Annotated in this window: 18 protein-coding genes; 14 read left to right on the top strand and 4 right to left on the bottom strand. The window is 58.1% G+C overall.

All coding sequences use genetic code 11. The features are described from left to right. The first annotated feature begins 284 nt into the window (after positions 1–284). Positions 285–1,037, top strand: coding sequence for a FadR/GntR family transcriptional regulator (locus JZX87_RS18500; protein WP_148144567.1), 753 nt, complete (start codon positions 285–287; stop codon positions 1,035–1,037). 387 nt (positions 1,038–1,424) lie between these two features. Here JZX87_RS18500 and JZX87_RS31180 read toward each other — a convergent pair whose 3' ends face one another. Next, on the bottom strand, positions 1,425–1,655 hold the full coding sequence (locus JZX87_RS31180; RefSeq protein ID WP_210349075.1) for a hypothetical protein: 231 nt from the start codon (positions 1,653–1,655) through the stop codon (positions 1,425–1,427). On the opposite strand from JZX87_RS31180, the gene hutC reads away from it, so the two are divergent. The 12 genes from hutC to JZX87_RS18440 all read left to right on the top strand — a co-directional run bounded on the left by hutC (position 1,551) and on the right by JZX87_RS18440 (position 13,255). Beyond that, positions 1,551–2,255, top strand: a complete 705-nt coding sequence (hutC, locus tag JZX87_RS18495; RefSeq protein ID WP_210349078.1) for a histidine utilization transcriptional repressor HutC — start codon at positions 1,551–1,553, stop codon at positions 2,253–2,255. The two genes, JZX87_RS31180 and hutC, sit on opposite strands and share 105 nt — an antisense overlap. Positions 2,256–2,419: 164 nt before the next feature. Beyond that, positions 2,420–4,048 (top strand): TIGR04028 family ABC transporter substrate-binding protein, encoded by a 1,629-nt coding sequence (locus tag JZX87_RS18490; protein ID WP_148144565.1) that lies wholly within the window; start codon positions 2,420–2,422, stop codon positions 4,046–4,048. 81 nt (positions 4,049–4,129) lie between these two features. Next, the gene (locus JZX87_RS18485) at positions 4,130–5,074 is read left to right on the top strand and encodes an ABC transporter permease (protein ID WP_206827227.1); all 945 of its coding nucleotides are present in this window, start codon (positions 4,130–4,132) and stop codon (positions 5,072–5,074) included. After that, entirely contained in the window at positions 5,071–5,961 is an 891-nt protein-coding gene (locus tag JZX87_RS18480; RefSeq protein ID WP_148144563.1) for an ABC transporter permease, read from the top strand. The genes JZX87_RS18485 and JZX87_RS18480 overlap by 4 nt, the downstream gene beginning before the upstream one ends. Then, entirely contained in the window at positions 5,958–7,610 is a 1,653-nt protein-coding gene (locus tag JZX87_RS18475; protein ID WP_206827226.1) for a dipeptide ABC transporter ATP-binding protein, read from the top strand. Before JZX87_RS18480 ends, JZX87_RS18475 begins: the two co-directional genes overlap by 4 nt. Beyond that, positions 7,607–8,644, top strand: a complete 1,038-nt coding sequence (locus tag JZX87_RS18470; RefSeq protein ID WP_206827225.1) for a putative FMN-dependent luciferase-like monooxygenase — start codon at positions 7,607–7,609, stop codon at positions 8,642–8,644. The genes JZX87_RS18475 and JZX87_RS18470 overlap by 4 nt, the downstream gene beginning before the upstream one ends. A gap of 25 nt (positions 8,645–8,669) precedes the next feature. Further along, positions 8,670–9,266: a CMD domain protein gene (locus tag JZX87_RS18465; RefSeq protein WP_206827224.1), complete on the top strand. Its 597-nt coding sequence runs from the start codon at positions 8,670–8,672 to the stop codon at positions 9,264–9,266. Between the two features lie 13 nt (positions 9,267–9,279). Beyond that, positions 9,280–9,882 (top strand): alkylhydroperoxidase domain protein, encoded by a 603-nt coding sequence (locus tag JZX87_RS18460; protein ID WP_148144559.1) that lies wholly within the window; start codon positions 9,280–9,282, stop codon positions 9,880–9,882. Positions 9,883–9,989: 107 nt separating this feature from the next. Further along, positions 9,990–10,598 carry a J domain-containing protein gene (locus JZX87_RS18455; protein ID WP_183825220.1) on the top strand — a complete coding sequence of 203 codons (609 nt, stop codon included), beginning with the start codon at positions 9,990–9,992 and terminating at the stop codon, positions 10,596–10,598. 146 nt (positions 10,599–10,744) lie between these two features. After that, a complete protein-coding gene (locus JZX87_RS18450) occupies positions 10,745–10,948 on the top strand; it encodes a cold-shock protein (RefSeq protein ID WP_112456227.1) in 204 nt (67 codons plus the stop codon). Between the two features lie 272 nt (positions 10,949–11,220). Further along, the gene (locus tag JZX87_RS18445) at positions 11,221–11,829 is read left to right on the top strand and encodes a DUF2026 family protein (protein WP_206827301.1); all 609 of its coding nucleotides are present in this window, start codon (positions 11,221–11,223) and stop codon (positions 11,827–11,829) included. A 163-nt stretch (positions 11,830–11,992) separates the two neighbouring features. Then, positions 11,993–13,255 (top strand): glycerate kinase type-2 family protein, encoded by a 1,263-nt coding sequence (locus JZX87_RS18440; protein WP_148144557.1) that lies wholly within the window; start codon positions 11,993–11,995, stop codon positions 13,253–13,255. A gap of 5 nt (positions 13,256–13,260) precedes the next feature. On the opposite strand, the gene JZX87_RS18435 is transcribed toward JZX87_RS18440, so the two are convergent. Next, positions 13,261–14,166, bottom strand: coding sequence for a S1C family serine protease (locus tag JZX87_RS18435; protein ID WP_148144751.1), 906 nt, complete (start codon positions 14,164–14,166; stop codon positions 13,261–13,263). 945 nt (positions 14,167–15,111) lie between these two features. Between JZX87_RS18435 and JZX87_RS18430 the strand changes: the two genes are divergently transcribed. Continuing rightward, a complete protein-coding gene (locus tag JZX87_RS18430; protein WP_148144556.1) occupies positions 15,112–16,698 on the top strand; it encodes a GMC oxidoreductase in 1,587 nt (528 codons plus the stop codon). A gap of 100 nt (positions 16,699–16,798) precedes the next feature. Here JZX87_RS18430 and JZX87_RS18425 read toward each other — a convergent pair whose 3' ends face one another. Together JZX87_RS18425 and JZX87_RS18420 are read right to left on the bottom strand one after the other, a co-directional pair. Continuing rightward, positions 16,799–17,713, bottom strand: coding sequence for a TIM barrel protein (locus tag JZX87_RS18425; protein ID WP_206827223.1), 915 nt, complete (start codon positions 17,711–17,713; stop codon positions 16,799–16,801). Positions 17,714–17,729: 16 nt separating this feature from the next. Then, positions 17,730–18,494 (bottom strand): glycerophosphodiester phosphodiesterase family protein, encoded by a 765-nt coding sequence (locus JZX87_RS18420; RefSeq protein WP_183685425.1) that lies wholly within the window; start codon positions 18,492–18,494, stop codon positions 17,730–17,732. Between the last annotated feature and the right edge of the window lie 13 nt (positions 18,495–18,507).

Below are 18,507 nucleotides of genomic sequence, written 5' to 3'. Positions count from 1 at the left end.
AGTGATGCTATCACTTGGTGAATTCAGGCGATTTATCAAATCTAACTATCTGATTTATATGTATTTAGACGTGATAATACGACATGAAGATTGCATCATTTAAAGCATTTATCGGATTCTTTTTACTGCTATCGCAGGGATCGAAACACACGGAAAAATCCAGTGTGCGCACTCTATCAAACAAAAGATGTATTAAAGAGATAGCATCACTACGATAGGTCGTGCTACCTTGCTGCTTATCAAGACATGCGCAGACCGCCAGCGCTTCACAAGACGGGTGATTTTTGGACACTTTGACGGGCCGAACCATACAGGCACTGAAAACGCATATCAGCGACAACCAGCTTTCGGCCGGCATAAAGCTCGGCTCACTCAACGAGCTGTCACAGCAATTCGGAGTGAGCAGAACCGTTATCCGAGAGGCGGTCTCGGCGCTGCGTTCTGAAGGTGTCGTCGAAGCACGGCATGGCGTCGGCGTGTTTGTCCGCGATATCCCACGTGCCGGCGCCGAAGACCCGGGCACATTCGATGCTGACGTTGCCCTCGCCCCTTTATCTCGGCTCAAGACATCCTTCATGGATCTTCTCGAACTCAGGATGGCATTCGAGGTGCATGCGGCAGGCCTCGCCGCCGTCCGGCGCTCTTGGGCGCAGGAATCGAACATATGGAATGCCGCGCGTCAGTTCGAGGCTTCATTGGATGACGAGGCTGCACTCGATCATCTCGATTTCGTCTTCCACCGCTCCATTGCGGAAGCGACCAACAACGGCGCCTTCATCGAATTCTTCAGCCTCATGAGCCTGCAGATCCTGCCGCAGCCCGCTTTTTCCAAAGAGCTGAACCCTGCGCTCATAACGTCTGACTATGTGCAGAACACCGTTGTCGAACACCGTGCAATTTGCGAGGCGATCAGCACCGGAAGCCCGGAAAAGGCGCGTGAGGCCATGCGGGCGCACTTGAACCGAAGCCATCTGCGCTATCGCGGCTTTGCGGATGGCGGCGCATCGCCGCTCAGCAATGTGGCAAGAGATGACTGAGAAGCCGCAATTGCAAAAAATACTGCACTGGCGCTGATGTTGTTTAGTAACCTGAGACATCCCGAGCGGCAGAATAATACGGCGCAGTGAGCAAAACTTCGTTGCCCAACTTATAGGGCAACAGGCCAAGAAATTTATTCAGAAAAAATCCGCATCCGAGCGCTTATCTAAAAGCGAAGCGGCGCAGATAGACTGACCTTAACCCGCCGGCAACGGAAATGTGCTCGGGTGAGATTTTATCGCCCATTACCTCAATGGCTCCGATGACCTTATAAGCCACCGGGATCACTTGCTCATCTTCGGTTGTCAACGAGAGCGCGTTGACCGAATGGTGAAACAGTGGTGTGTCGAAATGGTCTCCCAACGCCTATACCTCCGGAGAAGGCGCTAGATCCAAAGCCGCCCGAACTGAAACTGTTGAGAGCGCAGATAAGCGGCGATTGACGGGCTCGGCGTGAAGTGTAGACCTGCATCGACACTGCCCAACCGGAGACCGCCCGCATTTCCAAAACCCTGACCCTTCACCGCAAGATTCTGGCGGATATCGAGGGAAAGATCGTTTCCGGCACATGGCCGCCCGGCCACCGGATCCCTTTCGAGGTCGATCTTGCCGCGCATTACGACGTCTCGCGGATGACTGTGAACAAGGTGATGGGCCAACTGGCACAGGCTGGCCTGATCGAGCGCCGAAAGAAGGGCGGAAGTTTCGTATCCCAGCCCAAGGCACAATCAGCCGTGCTGGAGATCCACGATATTGCCGACGAGGTGCGCTCCCTCAACCTTGAATATTCCTATCAGCGGTTGTCGATCACCCGCCGCAAGGCGATCGGGGAAGAGCTAGCATGGTTTGCGACCGGCACGCCCGGCGACGTCCTCTTCGTCACCTGCCTGCATCTTGCCGCAGGCCAGCCGTTCTGCCTCGAAGAGCGCGCAATCAATCTTGTCACCGTACCGGCCGCGCTCGAAACCGATTTCATCTCGGTCGCACCCGGCCCCTGGCTCTCTTCGCAAATTCCCTGGATCACCGCCCAGCACCGCATCCAGGCCGTGCCTGCCGACCGCAAGGAACACAAGCTCCTCAATCTCACCCCGAAAAATGCCTGCCTCGTCATCGAGCGCCGCACCTGGAATACATCGGGAGCGGTGACCTGGGTGCGCATGACCTATCCCGGCAATCGCCACGTCGTCACCGCGGATTTTCGTCCGGCGTCCGCCTGAGTGGATGTAACGCAGCGGCAGCAAGACCGGAATGCGATTGTTCTAACAGCCTCCAGACAGCAAAGAAACTTCCGCGCTTGCCTTCAAAATAGAATAGCAAATCCATAGAAATCTGAAGCAACTGGATAGGCTCATGGTCATCGATCAACCGCGAGACCGGACCTATGACGCGCTATCGGAAACTTCTTTCTCTCAGCCTCGGATTGCTGGCTGCCACGACACTTGCAACGGCCAGCCTCGCGGCAGACGCGCCGGTCAAGGGCGGCACGCTCGTCTATCTTGAGCAGCAAGCCCACACCAATCTCTACCCGCCGGCGGGCGGCTTTTACCCCAACGGTGGTATTCTCAACCAGATCACCGACAAACTGACCTACCAGAACCCGAAGACGCTGGAGATCGAGCCCTGGCTGGCGGAATCCTGGACGGTCAACGACAACGCCACCGAATACACGTTCAAGCTCCGTCCCGGCGTCACCTTCTCCGATGGCACACCGGTTGATGCCGCAGCCGTCGCGAAGAACTTCGACACCTACGGCCTCGGCAACAAGGAGTTGAAACAGCCGGTTTCCGAAGTGGTCAACAATTACGAGCGTAGCGAAGTCATCGATCCGCTGACGGTAAAGTTCACCTTCAAGAAGCCCTCCCCCGGCTTCCTGCAGGGCACGTCGGTGATCGGCTCCGGCATCGTCTCGCTCTCGACCCTGGCGCTGCCCTTCGAGCAGCTTGGCGATGCAACGAAGATCATCGGCTCCGGCCCCTTCGTGGTCAATGCCGAGACGCTGGGCAAGTCGCTCGATCTGAAGGTTCGCGAGGACTATAACTGGGGACCGGCGAAGCTCGAACATCAGGGCCGCGCCTATCTCGACGAGATCAACTACATCATCACCGCCGAAGACAGCGTGCGTATCGGCGCTCTTCTCGCCGGTCAGGCCGATTTCATTCGTCAGATCCAGGCCTATGACGAAGGCCAGGTCGAGGCGCAGAGTTTTACCATCTATGCGCCCGGCACGCGCGGCGTGAACAACTCGATCGTATTCCGCCCGGATAATCCACTGGTCGCAGACCTCAAGGTGCGCAAGGCGCTGTCGCTCGCTGTCAACCGCGACGAGATTCTCTCGACGATCTTCTCGAAGAACTACCCGAAGGCGACCTCGATCATCGCATCGACCGCAATCGGTTACGTACCGCAGGAAGACAAGCTCGGCTATGATCCGGAAAAGGCGGAAGCGCTGCTCGACGAAGCCGGCTACAAGCTCGGTGCAGACGGCATCCGCGCCAAGGATGGCCAGAAGCTCGTCCTGACTTCCTACGAATCGCTGCCACAGCCGCAGAGCCGTGCGGTTCTGCAGCTGATTGCACAGCAATGGTCGAAACTCGGCGTCAAGCTGAACGTGTTGGCCGGTGACGCCGGCAGCAAAGTGGTCGATGAACTCGATCCGCTGAAAACGCCGGTCGCCGTCGCCATGGTCGGCCGTGCAGATCCGGACGTGATCAAGAGCCAGTATTATCCGACCAACCGCAACGTGCTGGTGCAGAAGGGCGGCGTCAGCGACAAGGTAAAGACCTTCTCCGACGACAAGCTGAACGCCATCCTGAACGAAATCGCCTCGCAGCCGGATCGCGAAAAGCGCCTGAAGGCGGTGGCGGATGCGCAGGCCTATGTTCTCGATCAGGCCTATGCCGTTCCGATTTTCGAGGAGCCGCAGGCCTTCGCTGGAGCACCCTATGTCAAGGGCGTCGCCTTCGAAGCGGTCGGTCGCCCGGCCTTCTATAGCACCTGGCTGGACAAGTAAGCGCCGATAACCAACAGGCCTCCCAAGCCGCACGGATGGCGGCCTTAAGGGCTGCCATCCACCCTTTGCTGGAGATATGAAATGACGCGATATGTCATAGGACGGATCAGCCAGGCGCTGCTCGTTCTCTGGGCGGCCTTCACGCTGTCCTTCATCCTGCTGCAGGCCATGCCCGGCGATGCGGTGCTGATCAAGTTCCTCAATCCGGAATTCGGCCTGAGCGCCGATCAGGTCGCGGAAATCCGCGCCGCCTATGCGGTGGATTCCAGCGTGGTCGTGCAATACGGACACACACTCGTCAATTTCCTGCAAGGCGATTTTGGTTATTCGCTGCAGGCGGGCGTTCCGGTCTCAGCCCAGCTTGCCACCAACCTGCCACCGACATTGAAGCTTGCCGGCCTCGGCTTTCTTGCGGCGACCCTGCTTGCCGTCTTCATCGCCTTTCTCTCCTCGATGGCGCCTTTCGCGTGGCTGAGAAACGCCATCCAGTCACTGCCGTCGCTGTTCATCTCGGTCCCGGTCTTCTGGCTGGCGATCATGCTGATCCAGATATTCTCCTTTCGCTTCCGGCTGGTGTCGGTCATCAATCCCGGCCCGTGGGAAAGCCTTGTTCTGCCGGTCGCAACGCTTGCCGTTCCGATCGCCGCGCCGCTGGCGCAGATCCTTATCCGCAATATCGATGAAATCCGCACTCGTCCCTTCGTGTCCGTCGCCCGCGCCAAGGGCGCCAGCGAGACGCGGCTGCTCTGGCGGCATGTCGCCCGCAATGCCATCCTCCCGACGCTGACGATCGCCGGCGTGCTCTTCGGCGAACTGATCGCCGGCGCGGTCGTCACCGAAACCGTTTTCGGCCTCAACGGTATCGGCGGCCTTACAGAAAAGGCGGTCGGCAATCAGGATCTCTCGGTGCTTCAGGCAGTCGTCGTCATCTCCGCTGCCGCTTTTGTCACCATCAATCTCGCGGTCGACCTTGCCTATCCGTTGCTCGACCCACGCCTCCGGACCGGACAGGGAGCTGCAGCATGACCAGTCTCGACACTTTCGTTCACCTCACTCCAACGGTGGCTGCCGAGACCGCGAGCCGCCCCGGCAATCGTCGCGACGTGCTGAGCGTCCTGCGCAACTTCCCTTATGGTCTCGCGCTTGCCTGGCTGGTGCTTGCCCTTGTGCTTCTGTGGGCAACCGTGCCTTGGGTATTTACCAGCTATGATCCGCTGCAGGGCACGCCCGGCGGCCAGCTCAAGGCGCCCTCAGCCCTGCATATTCTGGGCACGGATTCGCTTGGCCGCGATCTCTTCGCCCGCATCGTCTACGGCGCGGTTCATTCGCTTTCGGGAGCCATTGCTGCCGTCGGCGTCGGGCTTGTCGTCGGCAGCGGGCTCGGCCTGATCGCAGGTTCGGTCCGCGGACGTGTCGATGAAGTCCTGATGCGGCTGGTCGATGTGCTCCTGTCTATCCCGACCCTCTTGCTTTCGCTCAGCATCATCATCCTGCTCGGCTTCGGCACGCTCAATGCAGCAATCGCCGTCGGCGCAACGGCAATTGCCGGTTTCGCCCGCCTCATGCGGTCGGAAGTCGTACGCGTGCGCAATGCCGAATTCGTCGAGGCGGCCTTCGGAAGCGGCGGCACGTTCGGCAAGGTTTTGTGGCGACATATCCTGCCCAATTCGCTGACCTCGGTCGTAGCCTATACCGCCGTGCAGTTCGGCTGGGCGATCCTGCAGATCTCCACCCTCGGCTTCCTTGGCTATGGCGCACCGCCGCCGACGCCGGAATGGGGCCTGCTGATTGCCGAAGGCCGCAACTACCTCGCAACCGCCTGGTGGCTGACCGCCGCCCCCGGCCTGATCGTCGTTGCCGTCGTTCTGTCGGCCAACCGCATCAGCCAGTCCATCGGAAGGAGCACACGATGAGCACCTCCCCAAATTCCGTACTCGACGTCCGTGACCTGCACATTTCCTACAGCCAGGGCGAGGAGCGCCCGACGGTCGTGCATGGCGTTTCCTTCACCGTTGAGCCGGGCGAAGTCGTGGCTCTGGTCGGCGAAAGCGGATCCGGCAAGACTTCGACCGCACAGGCCGTCATCGGCCTGCTTGCAGAGAACGGTCGGGTCGAAAGCGGTTCCATTCTCCTCAATGGCGAGGATATCAGCCGCTGGAGCGCAAGGCGCCTGCGATCGATCCGCGGCGCCGTCGTCAGCCTCGTTCCGCAGGATCCGGGCAGTTCCCTCAATCCTGTCCTCACTATCGGCGCGCAGGTGCGCGAGATCCTCCAAATTCACGGACGGCTCGATCGCCGCACAGCCGATCGCAAGGTTATCGAGCTTCTCACCAATGTCGGAATCTCCCAGCCGGAACTGCGGATACACCAATATCCCCACGAGCTTTCCGGCGGCATGAAGCAGCGGGTGCTGATCGCCATTGCCATCGCTCTGCGTCCGGCGCTGATCATAGCCGACGAACCCACATCCGCACTCGACGTCACCGTACAGCGCCGTATCCTCGACCTGATCGACGATCTGCGCCGCGAACACGGTACCTCGGTCCTGCTTGTCACCCACGATCTCGGCGTTGCCGCGGACCGGTCGGACCGGCTCATAGTACTGCAGGGCGGGCGTATTCAGGAACAGGGCAAGACCGCAGACGTGCTGGCCTCGCCGCAAAGCGCCTATACCCGCAAGCTGCTTTCCGATGCTCCATCGCTTTCTGTTGCCAAGCCGCGCCCGCCGGTCGAGCCGAGCCGGCCAGCCGCGCTGACTGTCACCAATCTGGTTCAGGATTTTTCGCTGCCGACGGCTAAGAATTTTCGCGCCGTCGATAACATTTCCTTCAGTGTCGCGCGTGGCACGACCCATGCGGTGGTAGGCGAAAGCGGCTCGGGAAAAACCACGACGATCCGTTCGATCGCCGGTTTCCAGAAACCGACATCCGGCGAGATCCGCATCGGCGATCTCGATGTCGCAAGCCTGCGTTCCGAGGCCTTGCGGCAGTTTCGGCGCAAGGTGCAGCTCGTCTACCAGAACCCCTGGGCATCACTCGATCCGCGCCAGACGGTGCAGGCGATCGTCGAGGAACCGCTGCTCAATTTCGACCCGTTACCACGGGCCGAGCGAGAAGCGCGCGTCCGCGCCATCATCGAGCGCGTCGGCCTGCCCGCCACGGTTCTCTCCCGTCTGCCGCACGCCCTTTCCGGCGGCCAGCGCCAGCGTGTGGCAATCGCCCGCGCGCTGGTTCTGGAGCCTGAGGTCGTGGTGCTTGACGAAGCCGTCTCTGCACTCGACGTGACCGTGCAGGCGCAGATCCTCGAACTGCTTGCAGAATTGCAGCGGGATCTCGGCCTTACCTATGTCTTCGTCTCCCATGACCTCGCGGTCGTGCGGCAGATCGCCGACACGGTTTCCGTCCTGCACAATGGCAGGCAGGTCGATTACGGCACCGTTGACGAGGTCTTCTCCTCAACCTCGACCGCCTACACGCGCGAACTCATCGAAGCCATTCCCGGACAGAAATTTCCACGCGCCGAGATATCGCGCCAGCCTATAAAAACAGGACTTTTATCATGACCAGCAAGATTGCCCCCAAACGTCTCGGCTTTTTCACCCGTCTACTCGACGATGTTCCGGCCGGCGAACGTTATCGGCTGGCGGCGGAACAGATCATCCATGCCGAAGAAAACGGTTTTGACAGCGCCTGGATCGCGCAGCACCATTTTCACGCGGAAGAAGGCGGGCTTCCCTCCCCCGCGGTCTTCCTCTCGCATGTCGCTGCCCGCACATCGACCATCCGCCTCGGTACCGGCGTGATCACGCTACCGATGGAAAATGCGCTGCGCGTGGCCGAAGATACTGCCGTGCTAGATCTGCTTTCAGGCCGGCGGCTGGAAGTGGGCTTCGGCACCGGTGGCACGAAGGAATCCTTCGAGGCTTTCGGCATCGACGCTGATCGTCGCGGAGAAGTCTATGCCGAAAACCTCACCGTGGTTCGCGATGCCTGGGCCGGAAAGGTTCTGCATGGCGGCAACCGCCTTTATCCCGATGCCCCGCATCTGCTCGATCGGGTCTGGCTCGCCACCTTCTCCGCCAATGGCGCACGCCTCGCGGGACTTAGCGGCGATGGCCTGATGCTGTCGAGAACCCAGCCCCGCCCGGCCGACAATCCCGATGCGACGCTGGACGACATCCAGAACCCGATCATCGACGCCTATCTTGCCGGCCTGCCTCAGGGCCGCGCACCGCGCATTCTCGGCTCGCGCAGCCTGTTCGTCGCCGACGATCGCAAACGAGCGCTCGCCTTTGCCGAAACCGGCCTCCGACGTGTCGCCGATCGTTTCGCAGCCGCCGGCCACCGGATTGCAGGAGACAGGCTCGAAGACCTGATCAAGGCGCTCGACAGCCACGTCGGCACGCCGGACGATGTTATCGCATCGCTGAAGAAGGACACGGCCCTTGCACGCGCGACGGACATCGTTTTCCAGGTCCATTCCATCGACCCGCCTCATGCAGAAATCCTGCGCTCGATCGAACTGATCGCTGCGGAAGTCGCGCCGGCCCTGTGCTGGACGCGGTCTTCAGCGCCGCAGCTCGTTGCCGCCCAGTAATAGCCGATAATCGAAAGAGACATTCATGACCGATACGATCGACGTTATCGACCACCTCGTCGGGATCACGCCGGGCGCGCCTGCCGACGCGCTGCGCAGCCGGCGCCCGATCACCAAGGAGCACGCACAGAAAAGCTGGACGGCTCTTTTCGAACCCGTAGATGAAAGCCAGGCATCGCTTGTCGAGCGTTTTGCCGTCGCAGTCTTTGTTACAGTCCTGCATGGCGACAAAAGCATCAAGGAATTTTACGGGACAAAACTGGCAGGGCTCGAAAACGGTACGGTCATTCTCGCGACCGTGAAGGCTCTGGCCGAGCTCAATGCGGCGAAAGGCCCCTATGGTCATTATCCCGAAGGGCCTTTGAGCGCGGAAAACACCGATGGGCCGGCTCTTGATATCGGCCCCACCGATCGCGCCATCCTCGGGGATCGGCTCTCCGCAGCGCTCGAACACGCCTATTTGCTGACATACCACCCTCGGGACGCCAGCCCCGCGGAACTGCAAAAACTGCTTTCAGCCGGATGGAGCACGACGGGCGTGGTCACGCTATCCCAGCTCGTCTCCTTCCTCGCCTTCCAGATCCGCGTCGTCGCCGGCCTTCGGGTCCTGGCTGCGGCCTAACGGAGAACCTTCCATGTCTGATACCGTTATTGAACCCACCGTCGAAAACCCACCGGTTGTCTTCACCCAGGACAAGATTGGCTGGACCGCTTGGCTTCAGCCACTGGCAGAGGGCGAACTCACCGACCGCCATTATGAGGCGCTGGTCGACAAGGCGCGCGCCAAGTCTGCCTATTTCGCGCTTCTGGTCCGCGATCCGGATATTCTCGAAGCCCGCACCAAGACGGACAACGACATCTTCTACAACACCAAGGATGGATTGCCGCGCGCAGAGCGGGAGCTTGCTGCAACGGCTGCCTCAAGGCTGAACGGTTGCATTCTCTGCGCTTCGGTCCATTCGCGCTTTGCCTCGCAATATTCCAAGCGTGAAGCGGATGTGCAGAAGCTGCTGGACGAAGGAGTGGGGGCCGATCTTGGCGAACGCTGGAACGCAATCGTCTCGGCTTCGGTGGCGCTCAGCACCACGCCGCCCAGCTTCACTGCAGACCACGCAAAGCGTCTACGTGAAGCCGGATTGTCAGACGAAGAAATTTCCGACGTCGTTCATGGCGCCGCGTTCTTCAACTGGGCAAACAGGCTGATGCTCTCGATCGGCGAGCCGACCCCTGCGGGCTGACCATATCCGAACACATTCGCAACACTCTAGCTGTTGATCACGGATCAATGGCGTCGGCATGGAAGACCATTCTTGCCATGCCGACCTGTTGTCGTCATATACGGGCCATGACGTCTGATTCAAAAATTTTCGTAAGCCTGAAGTCCACTAAGAAGCGGGCTGCCAAGCCTGCTGAACCCGTTGGCCCCAAGTGTCAGTGGGATGGTTGCGACAAGGTCGCTCCGCATCGCGCGCCTGTCGGCGGCGCGGCAGATGGGTTGTATCTGTCCTTCTGTATCGAGCATGTGAAGGAATACAACAAGGGTTATAATTACTCCCCGGCCCTCTCCACGCCTGAAGTTGCCCGTTACCAAAAGGAAGCGGCGGCAGGCAGCCGGGTAACATCCGGCACGGCCTTTACCGAGGCGAAGGAGGCTCCGCTTCCTTCCACCGCCCGGTCCGGCTCGGCCAAGTCGATCAACGCCCGCAAGTCCGCAGCGCAGCGCCTGCTTGAGAAACGACAAACTCAAGCGCGCAAGCTGAAAGTCCTCGAAGCAAAAGCTTTCGAGGTGCTCGGACTTTCGGAGGATGCGACGCCTGAGGAAATCAGAACCCGTTACAAGGAACGTCTGAAGATGCACCATCCTGATGCAAATCAGGGCAATCGCAATTCAGAAGACCTGCTTCGAGCGTCAATCGAGGCGCATAAAATCCTGAAGCTGAACGGATTTTGCTAGAGGAAGCGTTCAAACGGTTTACCTGAGCACCCAGTTCGGGATATGTAACGATTAAGCGTCTTGCGGCGTGGTATCTGTATGGCGAGGCTTTCAGCGTCGCCATATAAAATGGTGGGGCGAGTTCCCCAAGTGAACAGGGATTTCTGATGGCGACCGGCACAGTTAAATTTTTCAACCAAGACAAGGGCTTCGGCTTTATCACGCCTGAAAATGGCGGCGCGGACGTGTTCGTGCACATTTCGGCAGTAGCCTACGGCGCCGCTCTGCGTGACGGCCAGAAGGTCAGCTACGAACTGGGCCAGGATCGCAAGACCGGCAAGTCGAAGGCTGAGAACGTCAACCCGCTGTAAGCGGATTCTTTGACGGAATAGATGATGTCGCGTGCAAAAACGCGGCATCATTTCCGAAGGCGGGTTCAGATATTCAGCTCCCGGCGAGCTTAAGAACGTCGACCTTCCGCTGATTGGGCGAATACATTTCCCATTAGCTGTGTCGTAGATGATGTCTGCACACAACGAACACTGCGGCGCCTGATGGCCTGAGTGTCTTATTTCCCAAGAGAATTCGATTGTCGGGCGATACGCTATCAGCCCCCGAATTAGCAGATTTGAAGGGCCACCGAATGCTGATCAAGCAGAGCGACTATCATCGAATCTACAGGGTCATCAACAGCCTTCTTGTTAATGAAAATGCTGACCCCGCAACAGCTTCCATGTATTTCAGCACATTCGGAGCCTTTATCCTAAAACAGCACTATAAGCTGGATGCGACACCGAAGGGTGGTTTGGCGGCCTATAATCTTGGCGGAACCGTCATCCTTTTTGCCGATCACCGCGAGGACGGTTTTGTAACCGGAGCCGGTGAAAACTTTCATTGCTGGGTGGAAGTGGATGGCTGGGCAATCGATTTCATGGCGCCTGCGTTTTCCGAAAGCGCAAAAGAACTCTCGGTTTCCTCCAGGATGTTTCAACGTCCGATGTCCGATGTGGCGATCTCGATCAATCAGATCGAAAAGTCGGGCGACTTCTTCTATATGTCGGAACCTGAAGCAACTGCCCGGCGCTTCGCCGAATGGCGCAAACACGCGATGATCGGAGATCTGGCTACGATTGCTGCAAAATGGTTTCGCAAATCGCCGAGACAAATCCCGTCATCCATTTCGATTGAGGGGCAGCACGGGGCGATCAAGGAAGTTCCGCTTGTCGGCCACAGTCTCGTTGGGGCCTGGTGACAGAGCCTCGGAGAAGAGGATGCCCCATTTCCTGCCGTGGCAGACCGGGAGATCGCTGTTTCCCATAAACACATCCCGCTTCATCGATGAAAGCAAGGAAAAGTGCGATTGACGCGTGCTGACCACCATGGTCAGAACAGTTCGCCCAAGGCGAGGAAATGATATGATCGGTGAACGCCAACTGCTGAAGATGCTGTTCGATGCCGCTGTAAAGGCCGCTGATCCTCTTAACGGAATTCGCAAGTATCTACCTAATCCACCCGCGAACGCTCGCACAGTCGTGATCGGTGCAGGCAAGGGAGCCGCACAGATGGCCGCGGCGCTGGAGGCCGTCTGGAATGGCCCTCCGCTCAGCGGCCTGGTCGTCACGCGATACGGTTATGGCTGCGAGACAAAGAGTATCGAGATCATCGAAGCTGCCCACCCGGTACCGGATGAGGCAGGACTTACGGCAAGCCGCCGGCTGATCGAGACTATTTCAGGCCTCTCGGAAGGTGATCTGGTCATAGCGCTTGTCTGCGGTGGTGGGTCCGCCTTGCTTCCGTCACCTCCGGAAGGGCTGACGCTTCAGGACGAGATTGCGCTGAACGAGGCGCTGCTAGCCTCCGGCGCACCCATTTCGGCCATGAACGTGGTGCGCAAGCACGTCTCGACAATCAAGGGGGGCCGGTTGGCGGCAGCGACGAAGGCACGTGTCGTCAGCCTGATCGTCTCGGATATACCAGGCGACAATCCAGCCTTCGTCGCCTCCGGCCCGACCGTACCTGATGACAGCACGCGCCATGAGGCTCTGGCAATCATAGAACAATATCGAATGAACCTGCCGTCGGCCATCATTGCCCATCTGAATTCGCAGGCAGCCGACGCGCCGATGCCGCAAGAGCCACATTTTGCGAAAAACGAACACTACATCATTGCCTCTGCCGGCGTCTCGCTTCGCGCTGCAGCGGATCTCGCCCGCAGCAATGGCGTCGAAGCGCATGTCCTCTCGGATTCCATTGAAGGAGAGGCACGTGATGTCGCCCTCGTTCATGCGGCCATCGCCCGAGAAGTTGCCTTGAAAGACCAGCCATTTACCAAGCCGACCGTGCTGCTCTCCGGTGGAGAGACAACCGTAACCATCCGCTCGAAAGGCGGCAGAGGCGGACGGAACGGTGAATTCGCCCTATCGTTTGCTTTGGCAATTGGCGGCACCGGGATCGTGGCGCTTGCCGCCGACACGGACGGGATCGATGGTTCGGAAGATAATGCCGGCGCCTTTGTTGATGGCACGACTGCACAACGTCTGCTGCATGCCGGAACCGAAGGCCGCGCTCTGCTCGAGCGCAACGACAGCTATTCAGGCTTTGTTGCAATCGGCGACCTGTTCGAAACCGGACCAACAGGAACAAATGTCAATGATTTCAGGGCTATCCTGATACGCTAGACTATTTATTGCAACGACGGCTTTATCAAGAAGTCGTTTCTGTCTGCAGATTTCACCCTGAGCCAGGCTTCACGTCCGTCACGAAGTATGCGCATAGGAATTTCGGCGCCCGGTGAGCCGCTCTCCCAGACTTTCCGATAGAAGTCCGCCAATCCATCGACTTCACCGTCCCGGATTTCGGAAATGACATCACCGCTGCGCAACCCCGCCTTGGCGGCCGGCCCGTTTTCCGTAACGCTCATGACCACGACTTCGCCATTGGTCTCAGCCGAATATGCCCCAAGCCAGGGTCTTGGCGGTTTATTGATTATTCCCTGGCTCAGGACGTCATCGAGTATAGGCTTCAGCAGATTGATGGGGACCGCCATATTGATGTCGGCGATCTCACCGCCCTTGCTCATCTGTAATCGCAGTGATCCCAGCCCGACGAGCTTGCCTTCACTGTCGATCAAAGCAGCTCCCCCCCACGACGGATGGGCGGGCGTAATAAAGATCGCTTCCTCCAGCAAGTATTCCCAATAACCGGCGAATTCCTGTTTTGCGACGATATGCCCCCGCACATATTGTCCCTCACCGTCGGCAAAGACGATAGCATCTTCGATAGATGCCTCATCTGAATCACCGATGGGAAGCGCCGGCAGTTCGAGTGGCGCAAGCGCCTGAACTAAACCGAAACCGCTTTCCTGATCATAGGCCGTAACATAAGCCGGCACGACGCGACCGTCGTGACGTGTCAACCAGACTTCCGTTGCCTCTGTAATCAGGTAACCGATTGTAAGCACCAAGCCGTTTTCGCGGATCACCACGCCGCTACCCTCCCGGCGCGTGCCGAGCGTGCCAGCCGTGAAGGCCTTTTCCGGAACGGAGGCACGGACAGCGACGAGCGACCGCAAGGTTTTTTCGAAATCCATTGTGCAAATCCTCAAAACAAGCCGGGGAGGATCCCGGAAGATATTGCCGTATGATGATAAACTTAGCGCACGAGAAACGTAAGCTAACCAGCATGGGACGTCCAGGCGAGCAATTTGTTCCATGAGATACGCCCGAGTGTTCCTTACCATTTACTGGTCGGTATAGCGTCTGCCTGGCAATCCGTCTGGAGCATATGCAAACCCGGCATTCAACCAGGATATCGAAGCCTGCAGATTATCTGCAGATTAAGGATATACTGATCGATACCTTTGAAAGCAGTATCCTCAATGACTTGGGGAGGTGTCCAATCCTTATCACCTTTGACGCTGCCATGCCCAAGCTCTGCAAGACGAAGCTCTATAAGGCCCGCTCTAAGGCCCTCCCGGATGCGCTGAACCTGCAACTGTCTTTCAATGCAAGCGCTGCTGCTTGACCAAAAATATTCGGCGGCATTGCCTGGGCCGGCCAGGGCCAATGAACAGGCGAGAAATGCGGAGAGCTCCGGCCTGACTTTCATGTTTGCACCGCGGCGAATCCGCAGGTTTTTCTTATGGTGACACCCATGTCTGACATTGATGCTCCTCTGCGAGAATGCAGAAAACCGATTTGGATCGGGATAAAACAAAATTCAAGAAGAGTCTCGATTAATCTTGCGTTTCTTACGCCTTCGATCCATCATATATTCGAATAAGTCGAGCTTAAACTCTGCAATATCATATAAAAACAAGAATTTAACTTAAATAAAACACACGTTACGTTGCTTGCCATGAATACATAGACACATCTCTTCTGTTAAATCAGATCCGATGTTTCTTCTGGGACAGTCAATCGAAATCAGAAGGCGGCAAGGCAGGCCTTCGACCATGTAACGAGGCGATATCGGTCATGTTGGGCGCACTATCGGCGCATGAACAATATGACTGACCAGTGACGGGGGTATCTTCATGCTGTCCAGCCGCGACGTCCTGAATAGCGGATTCGATGTATGCGTTGTCGGCGCCGGCCCTGTCGGCGTCTGTATTGCAATTACTCTCAGCCAGGCCGGCGTTCGAACACTCCTTCTCGAACGTGGCGCACGGAATGCAATACCGCCCAAGAGACGGGAAGGAGTGCGATTGGATGATACTGTCCCTCACGCACCCGATCACGATACGCTGGCATTTGGCCTGGGAGGCACTTCAAGCAGATGGGGAGGGCGATGCGTCGAACTCGACGACATTGATTTCGAGCATCGCGACTATCTTGGCGAGGATGCACGCTGGCCAATCAGTCATAGCGAACTTGAGCCGCATTACGTGGAAGCGGCGAAACTCATGAAGGCGCCGCGCCCACACAATACGCCGCTGGCAAACGAAGCATTCCTGGAATCGATGGAAAGCTGGGCTTTTCCTCGAAACACTGCGACAGCAAATCGCTCTGCTCTTCTGTCTTCGAAATCTCTGCACATTCTTCTCGACGCCCAACTGATCAAATTGAATTTTGATAGTGCAACAGGCCGGACGACCTCGGCGGCCATTCGATGCGACAAGCAATTGGGTACGGTTCACGCGAACCACTTCGTTCTGGCATGTGGAGGCAGGGAGAATTCGCGTCTCCTGCTGAACCTGCAGGCCCAATTTCCAGATCTGTTTGCCGGCAAGGAAGGGCCGCTCGGGCGGTATTACATGGGGCATCTGACGGGCCAGATTGCTCAAATCCGGTTTCGGTCAGAGGCAATCGCAGAGCAGTTTTTCTTCAGGCGGCAGCAGGATGGTCGCTTCACGCGCAGACGCCTGCAGCCATCTCCACAGACCCAACGAAATCTAGGCGTACTGAACACGGTAATGTGGCCACACAATTCAGACGTAGGCAAACTACCGCCGCGTCAGCCGTTGGCTTCTGCCGTATTCCTGCGAGAAGTGCTGCAGGGCAAACGCAGTGCATCCCGCCAGGACTGCATTACGCATGGAATGTACCTGATGCGGCATCCCATCAACGGTCTGGCTTCGATTTCCAAGGTTGCGCATGAAAGATATTTTTACGGACTGCCGCACCTTCAGATGCGTGACGTCCATAACGAATACAGCCTGACCTATCATGCAGAGCAGGCGCCGCGCAGGCTAAGCCGTGTTGGCTTGATCAACGATGCCGACCGGGATGGTCAATTCGGGATAAGCACCGAATTCAGTTACTGCCCGGAGGATTATCAATCCGTGCTGAAGATACATCATAGTTTTGACGAGTGGTTGAGGGCAGCGGGCCTCGGTTCACTTCGTTTCCTGGAAGGCGACCTCGAAGAAATGGTGATATCGCAGGCTCATGACGGTTATCATCAGATCGGACTGACGCGAATGGGCACTAACCGTCGGGAGGGTGTCGTTGATGCGGACTGCCGTGCCTTCGACATCGATAACCTCTTCGTTGCAGGCAGCTCGGTTTTCCCGACTTCGGGACAAGCCAATCCGACATTTCCTGCCGTCGCTTTCGGGATTCGACTGGCTCATCATCTCGTGCAGATCGTCGGTCGTGTCCAACCGGCAAGGACTGCCTGAGCGCAAAGCGTGATGCAATCAATCCGCACCCGCGACGAGATTGCAAATGGCCTTGCCTTTTGCGGACATGGATCCGCGAAAGGAAGGCCATTTCAAAGTTTTACTCAGCGGCAATCTTCGGCTGACTGGCGTTGAGAGCCATCAGCCGTTTTGCACGTTCAAGGCTTTCGGGCTGTTCCGCATGGTAGCGGCGGCCGATCTCCATCATCAGCACGGTACCCGGCAGAAAGGTGAGTTCTGAAAAGATATCTTCCCAGTCGATATCGCCCCAACCGAGCGGCATATGCAGGTCGCCGATACCGAGCGCGGTGTTTTCCTGCAGATGATACGGCTTGTAGAAAGCCTGCGGGCGGCCAAACGAGTCATGGACATGCAGATGGCCGGCTACCGATGCCATGGCCCGCAGTTCTTCGCGGAAATTCAGGCCGCGATAGGTGGATTCGAGATAGGCGTGGCTGAAGTCGATCAGTGCCACGAGGTTGGGATGATTGACCGCCTTGACCGTTTCAGCAACCTGTGTCGGTGTCTGGCGATATTGGCCAAGCTCGGTGGTGAAGATGTTCTCGAACGCGATGCGAACACCATAAGGCTTGCAGAATTCGGCAAGTTCGAACAGCGCTTCACGCTCTCTTCTGTCAGCTTCAGCGCGTTCCGCCAACTGATCGGCACGCAGATTGCCGCCGTGCTGGACGAGGATGCGCGCGCCGATCCGGTCGCAGACCTGAGCCAATGCCTTGGCGGCATCGATCTGGTACCGGCAGGTGTCGGGATCCATGAAATTGGAGGAAACGAGGCCGTGCACCGTATAGCGGAAATCGAACTGCTTGGTGATAGCGACCAGTCTCTCGGCGCGCTCCTCGATGATGCGGCCGCCGGCAATCAGATCGAGGCTGGTGAGGCCCAATTCGACCGTATCGACGCCGATCCCAGCCAGGACACGCAGTTCCTCTTCAAGGCTTGCCAGTTCCCCGTTGACGGAGCCGGCGTTGAAGCCTGTACCAATAATATTGCCCATGGTTGATCTTTCCTCTTCAGACAGGTTCGGATTGTGATTGGATTTTTCCGCGCAGGGTCAGCGCGAGATCGGGACTGTCGGAAGTCAGGTGACCGATGCCACGCTCCAGCCAAGGCCGGATCAGTGCCTCGTCATTCAGAGTCCAGACACAGAGACGATCAAGCGGCAGCTTGGAGGTGATGAGGTCCCACTCGGCCGCCATCAGCTCGTGGTGAATGGCGACGATATCGACGAGGCCATCGACATTATCGATGAAGCTTGAAAGGCCGCCCTGTTTGGCTGCCCATTCCGCATTCACCGAAACGAGGCGCTCGACCTTCGGCGCCACGCGGCGGCATTCCTCCAGTACCGACACATCGAACGAGGTCAGGTGGCAGCGGTGAGCGAGGCCGAAACGTTCGATCTCGGCGACCACCTTTTCGGTGATACCGGGATAGGGATTCTTCGCTTCATCGGACTTGATCTCGACATGCAGCTGACGCTCACCGGCATCGACCAGAATGGCCAGCACTTCAGCAAGCGTCGGCACCGTATCTGCCGTCGCTTCGAGATGCGTCTCGGTGCGCGACTGCGGCGTCAGATGACGTACGAGGCCGGACTTGTCTGTGGTGCGCTCCAGCGTCGCGTCATGGATAACGACCAGTTCGCCGGCATCGGTGAGGTGCACGTCGAATTCGATCGCGTCGACACCAAGCGCCAGCACGTTGCGAAAGCCGGTCAGTGAGTTTTCCGGCCACAGATTACGGGCGCCGCGGTGGCCGGTGATCTTGGTTCTAGTCATGAGAAAATCCTTG

This window comes from Agrobacterium sp. Ap1 (assembly GCF_017313375.1).
GTDB lineage: Bacteria > Pseudomonadota > Alphaproteobacteria > Rhizobiales > Rhizobiaceae > Neorhizobium > Neorhizobium cellulosilyticum.
This window is presented reverse-complemented; position numbering and strand designations above follow the sequence as displayed.

Excerpts from the sequence above, each read along its gene's own strand:
- JZX87_RS18470 (WP_206827225.1), top strand. The coding sequence starts at position 7,607 with ATGACCAGCAAGATTGCCCCCAAACGTCTCGGCTTTTTCACCCGTCTA.
- JZX87_RS18445 (WP_206827301.1), top strand. The coding sequence starts at position 11,221 with ATGCTGATCAAGCAGAGCGACTATCATCGAATCTACAGGGTCATCAAC.
- JZX87_RS18485 (WP_206827227.1), top strand. The coding sequence starts at position 4,130 with ATGACGCGATATGTCATAGGACGGATCAGCCAGGCGCTGCTCGTTCTC.
- JZX87_RS18455 (WP_183825220.1), top strand. The coding sequence starts at position 9,990 with ATGACGTCTGATTCAAAAATTTTCGTAAGCCTGAAGTCCACTAAGAAG.
- JZX87_RS18435 (WP_148144751.1), bottom strand. The coding sequence starts at position 14,166 with ATGGATTTCGAAAAAACCTTGCGGTCGCTCGTCGCTGTCCGTGCCTCC.
- JZX87_RS18490 (WP_148144565.1), top strand. The coding sequence starts at position 2,420 with ATGACGCGCTATCGGAAACTTCTTTCTCTCAGCCTCGGATTGCTGGCT.
- JZX87_RS18460 (WP_148144559.1), top strand. The coding sequence starts at position 9,280 with ATGTCTGATACCGTTATTGAACCCACCGTCGAAAACCCACCGGTTGTC.
- JZX87_RS18450 (WP_112456227.1), top strand. The coding sequence starts at position 10,745 with ATGGCGACCGGCACAGTTAAATTTTTCAACCAAGACAAGGGCTTCGGC.
- JZX87_RS18480 (WP_148144563.1), top strand. The coding sequence starts at position 5,071 with ATGACCAGTCTCGACACTTTCGTTCACCTCACTCCAACGGTGGCTGCC.
- JZX87_RS18440 (WP_148144557.1), top strand. The coding sequence starts at position 11,993 with ATGATCGGTGAACGCCAACTGCTGAAGATGCTGTTCGATGCCGCTGTA.
- JZX87_RS31180 (WP_210349075.1), bottom strand. The coding sequence starts at position 1,655 with ATGCGCGGCAAGATCGACCTCGAAAGGGATCCGGTGGCCGGGCGGCCA.
- JZX87_RS18425 (WP_206827223.1), bottom strand. The coding sequence starts at position 17,713 with ATGGGCAATATTATTGGTACAGGCTTCAACGCCGGCTCCGTCAACGGG.
- JZX87_RS18475 (WP_206827226.1), top strand. The coding sequence starts at position 5,958 with ATGAGCACCTCCCCAAATTCCGTACTCGACGTCCGTGACCTGCACATT.
- JZX87_RS18420 (WP_183685425.1), bottom strand. The coding sequence starts at position 18,494 with ATGACTAGAACCAAGATCACCGGCCACCGCGGCGCCCGTAATCTGTGG.
- JZX87_RS18430 (WP_148144556.1), top strand. The coding sequence starts at position 15,112 with ATGCTGTCCAGCCGCGACGTCCTGAATAGCGGATTCGATGTATGCGTT.
- JZX87_RS18465 (WP_206827224.1), top strand. The coding sequence starts at position 8,670 with ATGACCGATACGATCGACGTTATCGACCACCTCGTCGGGATCACGCCG.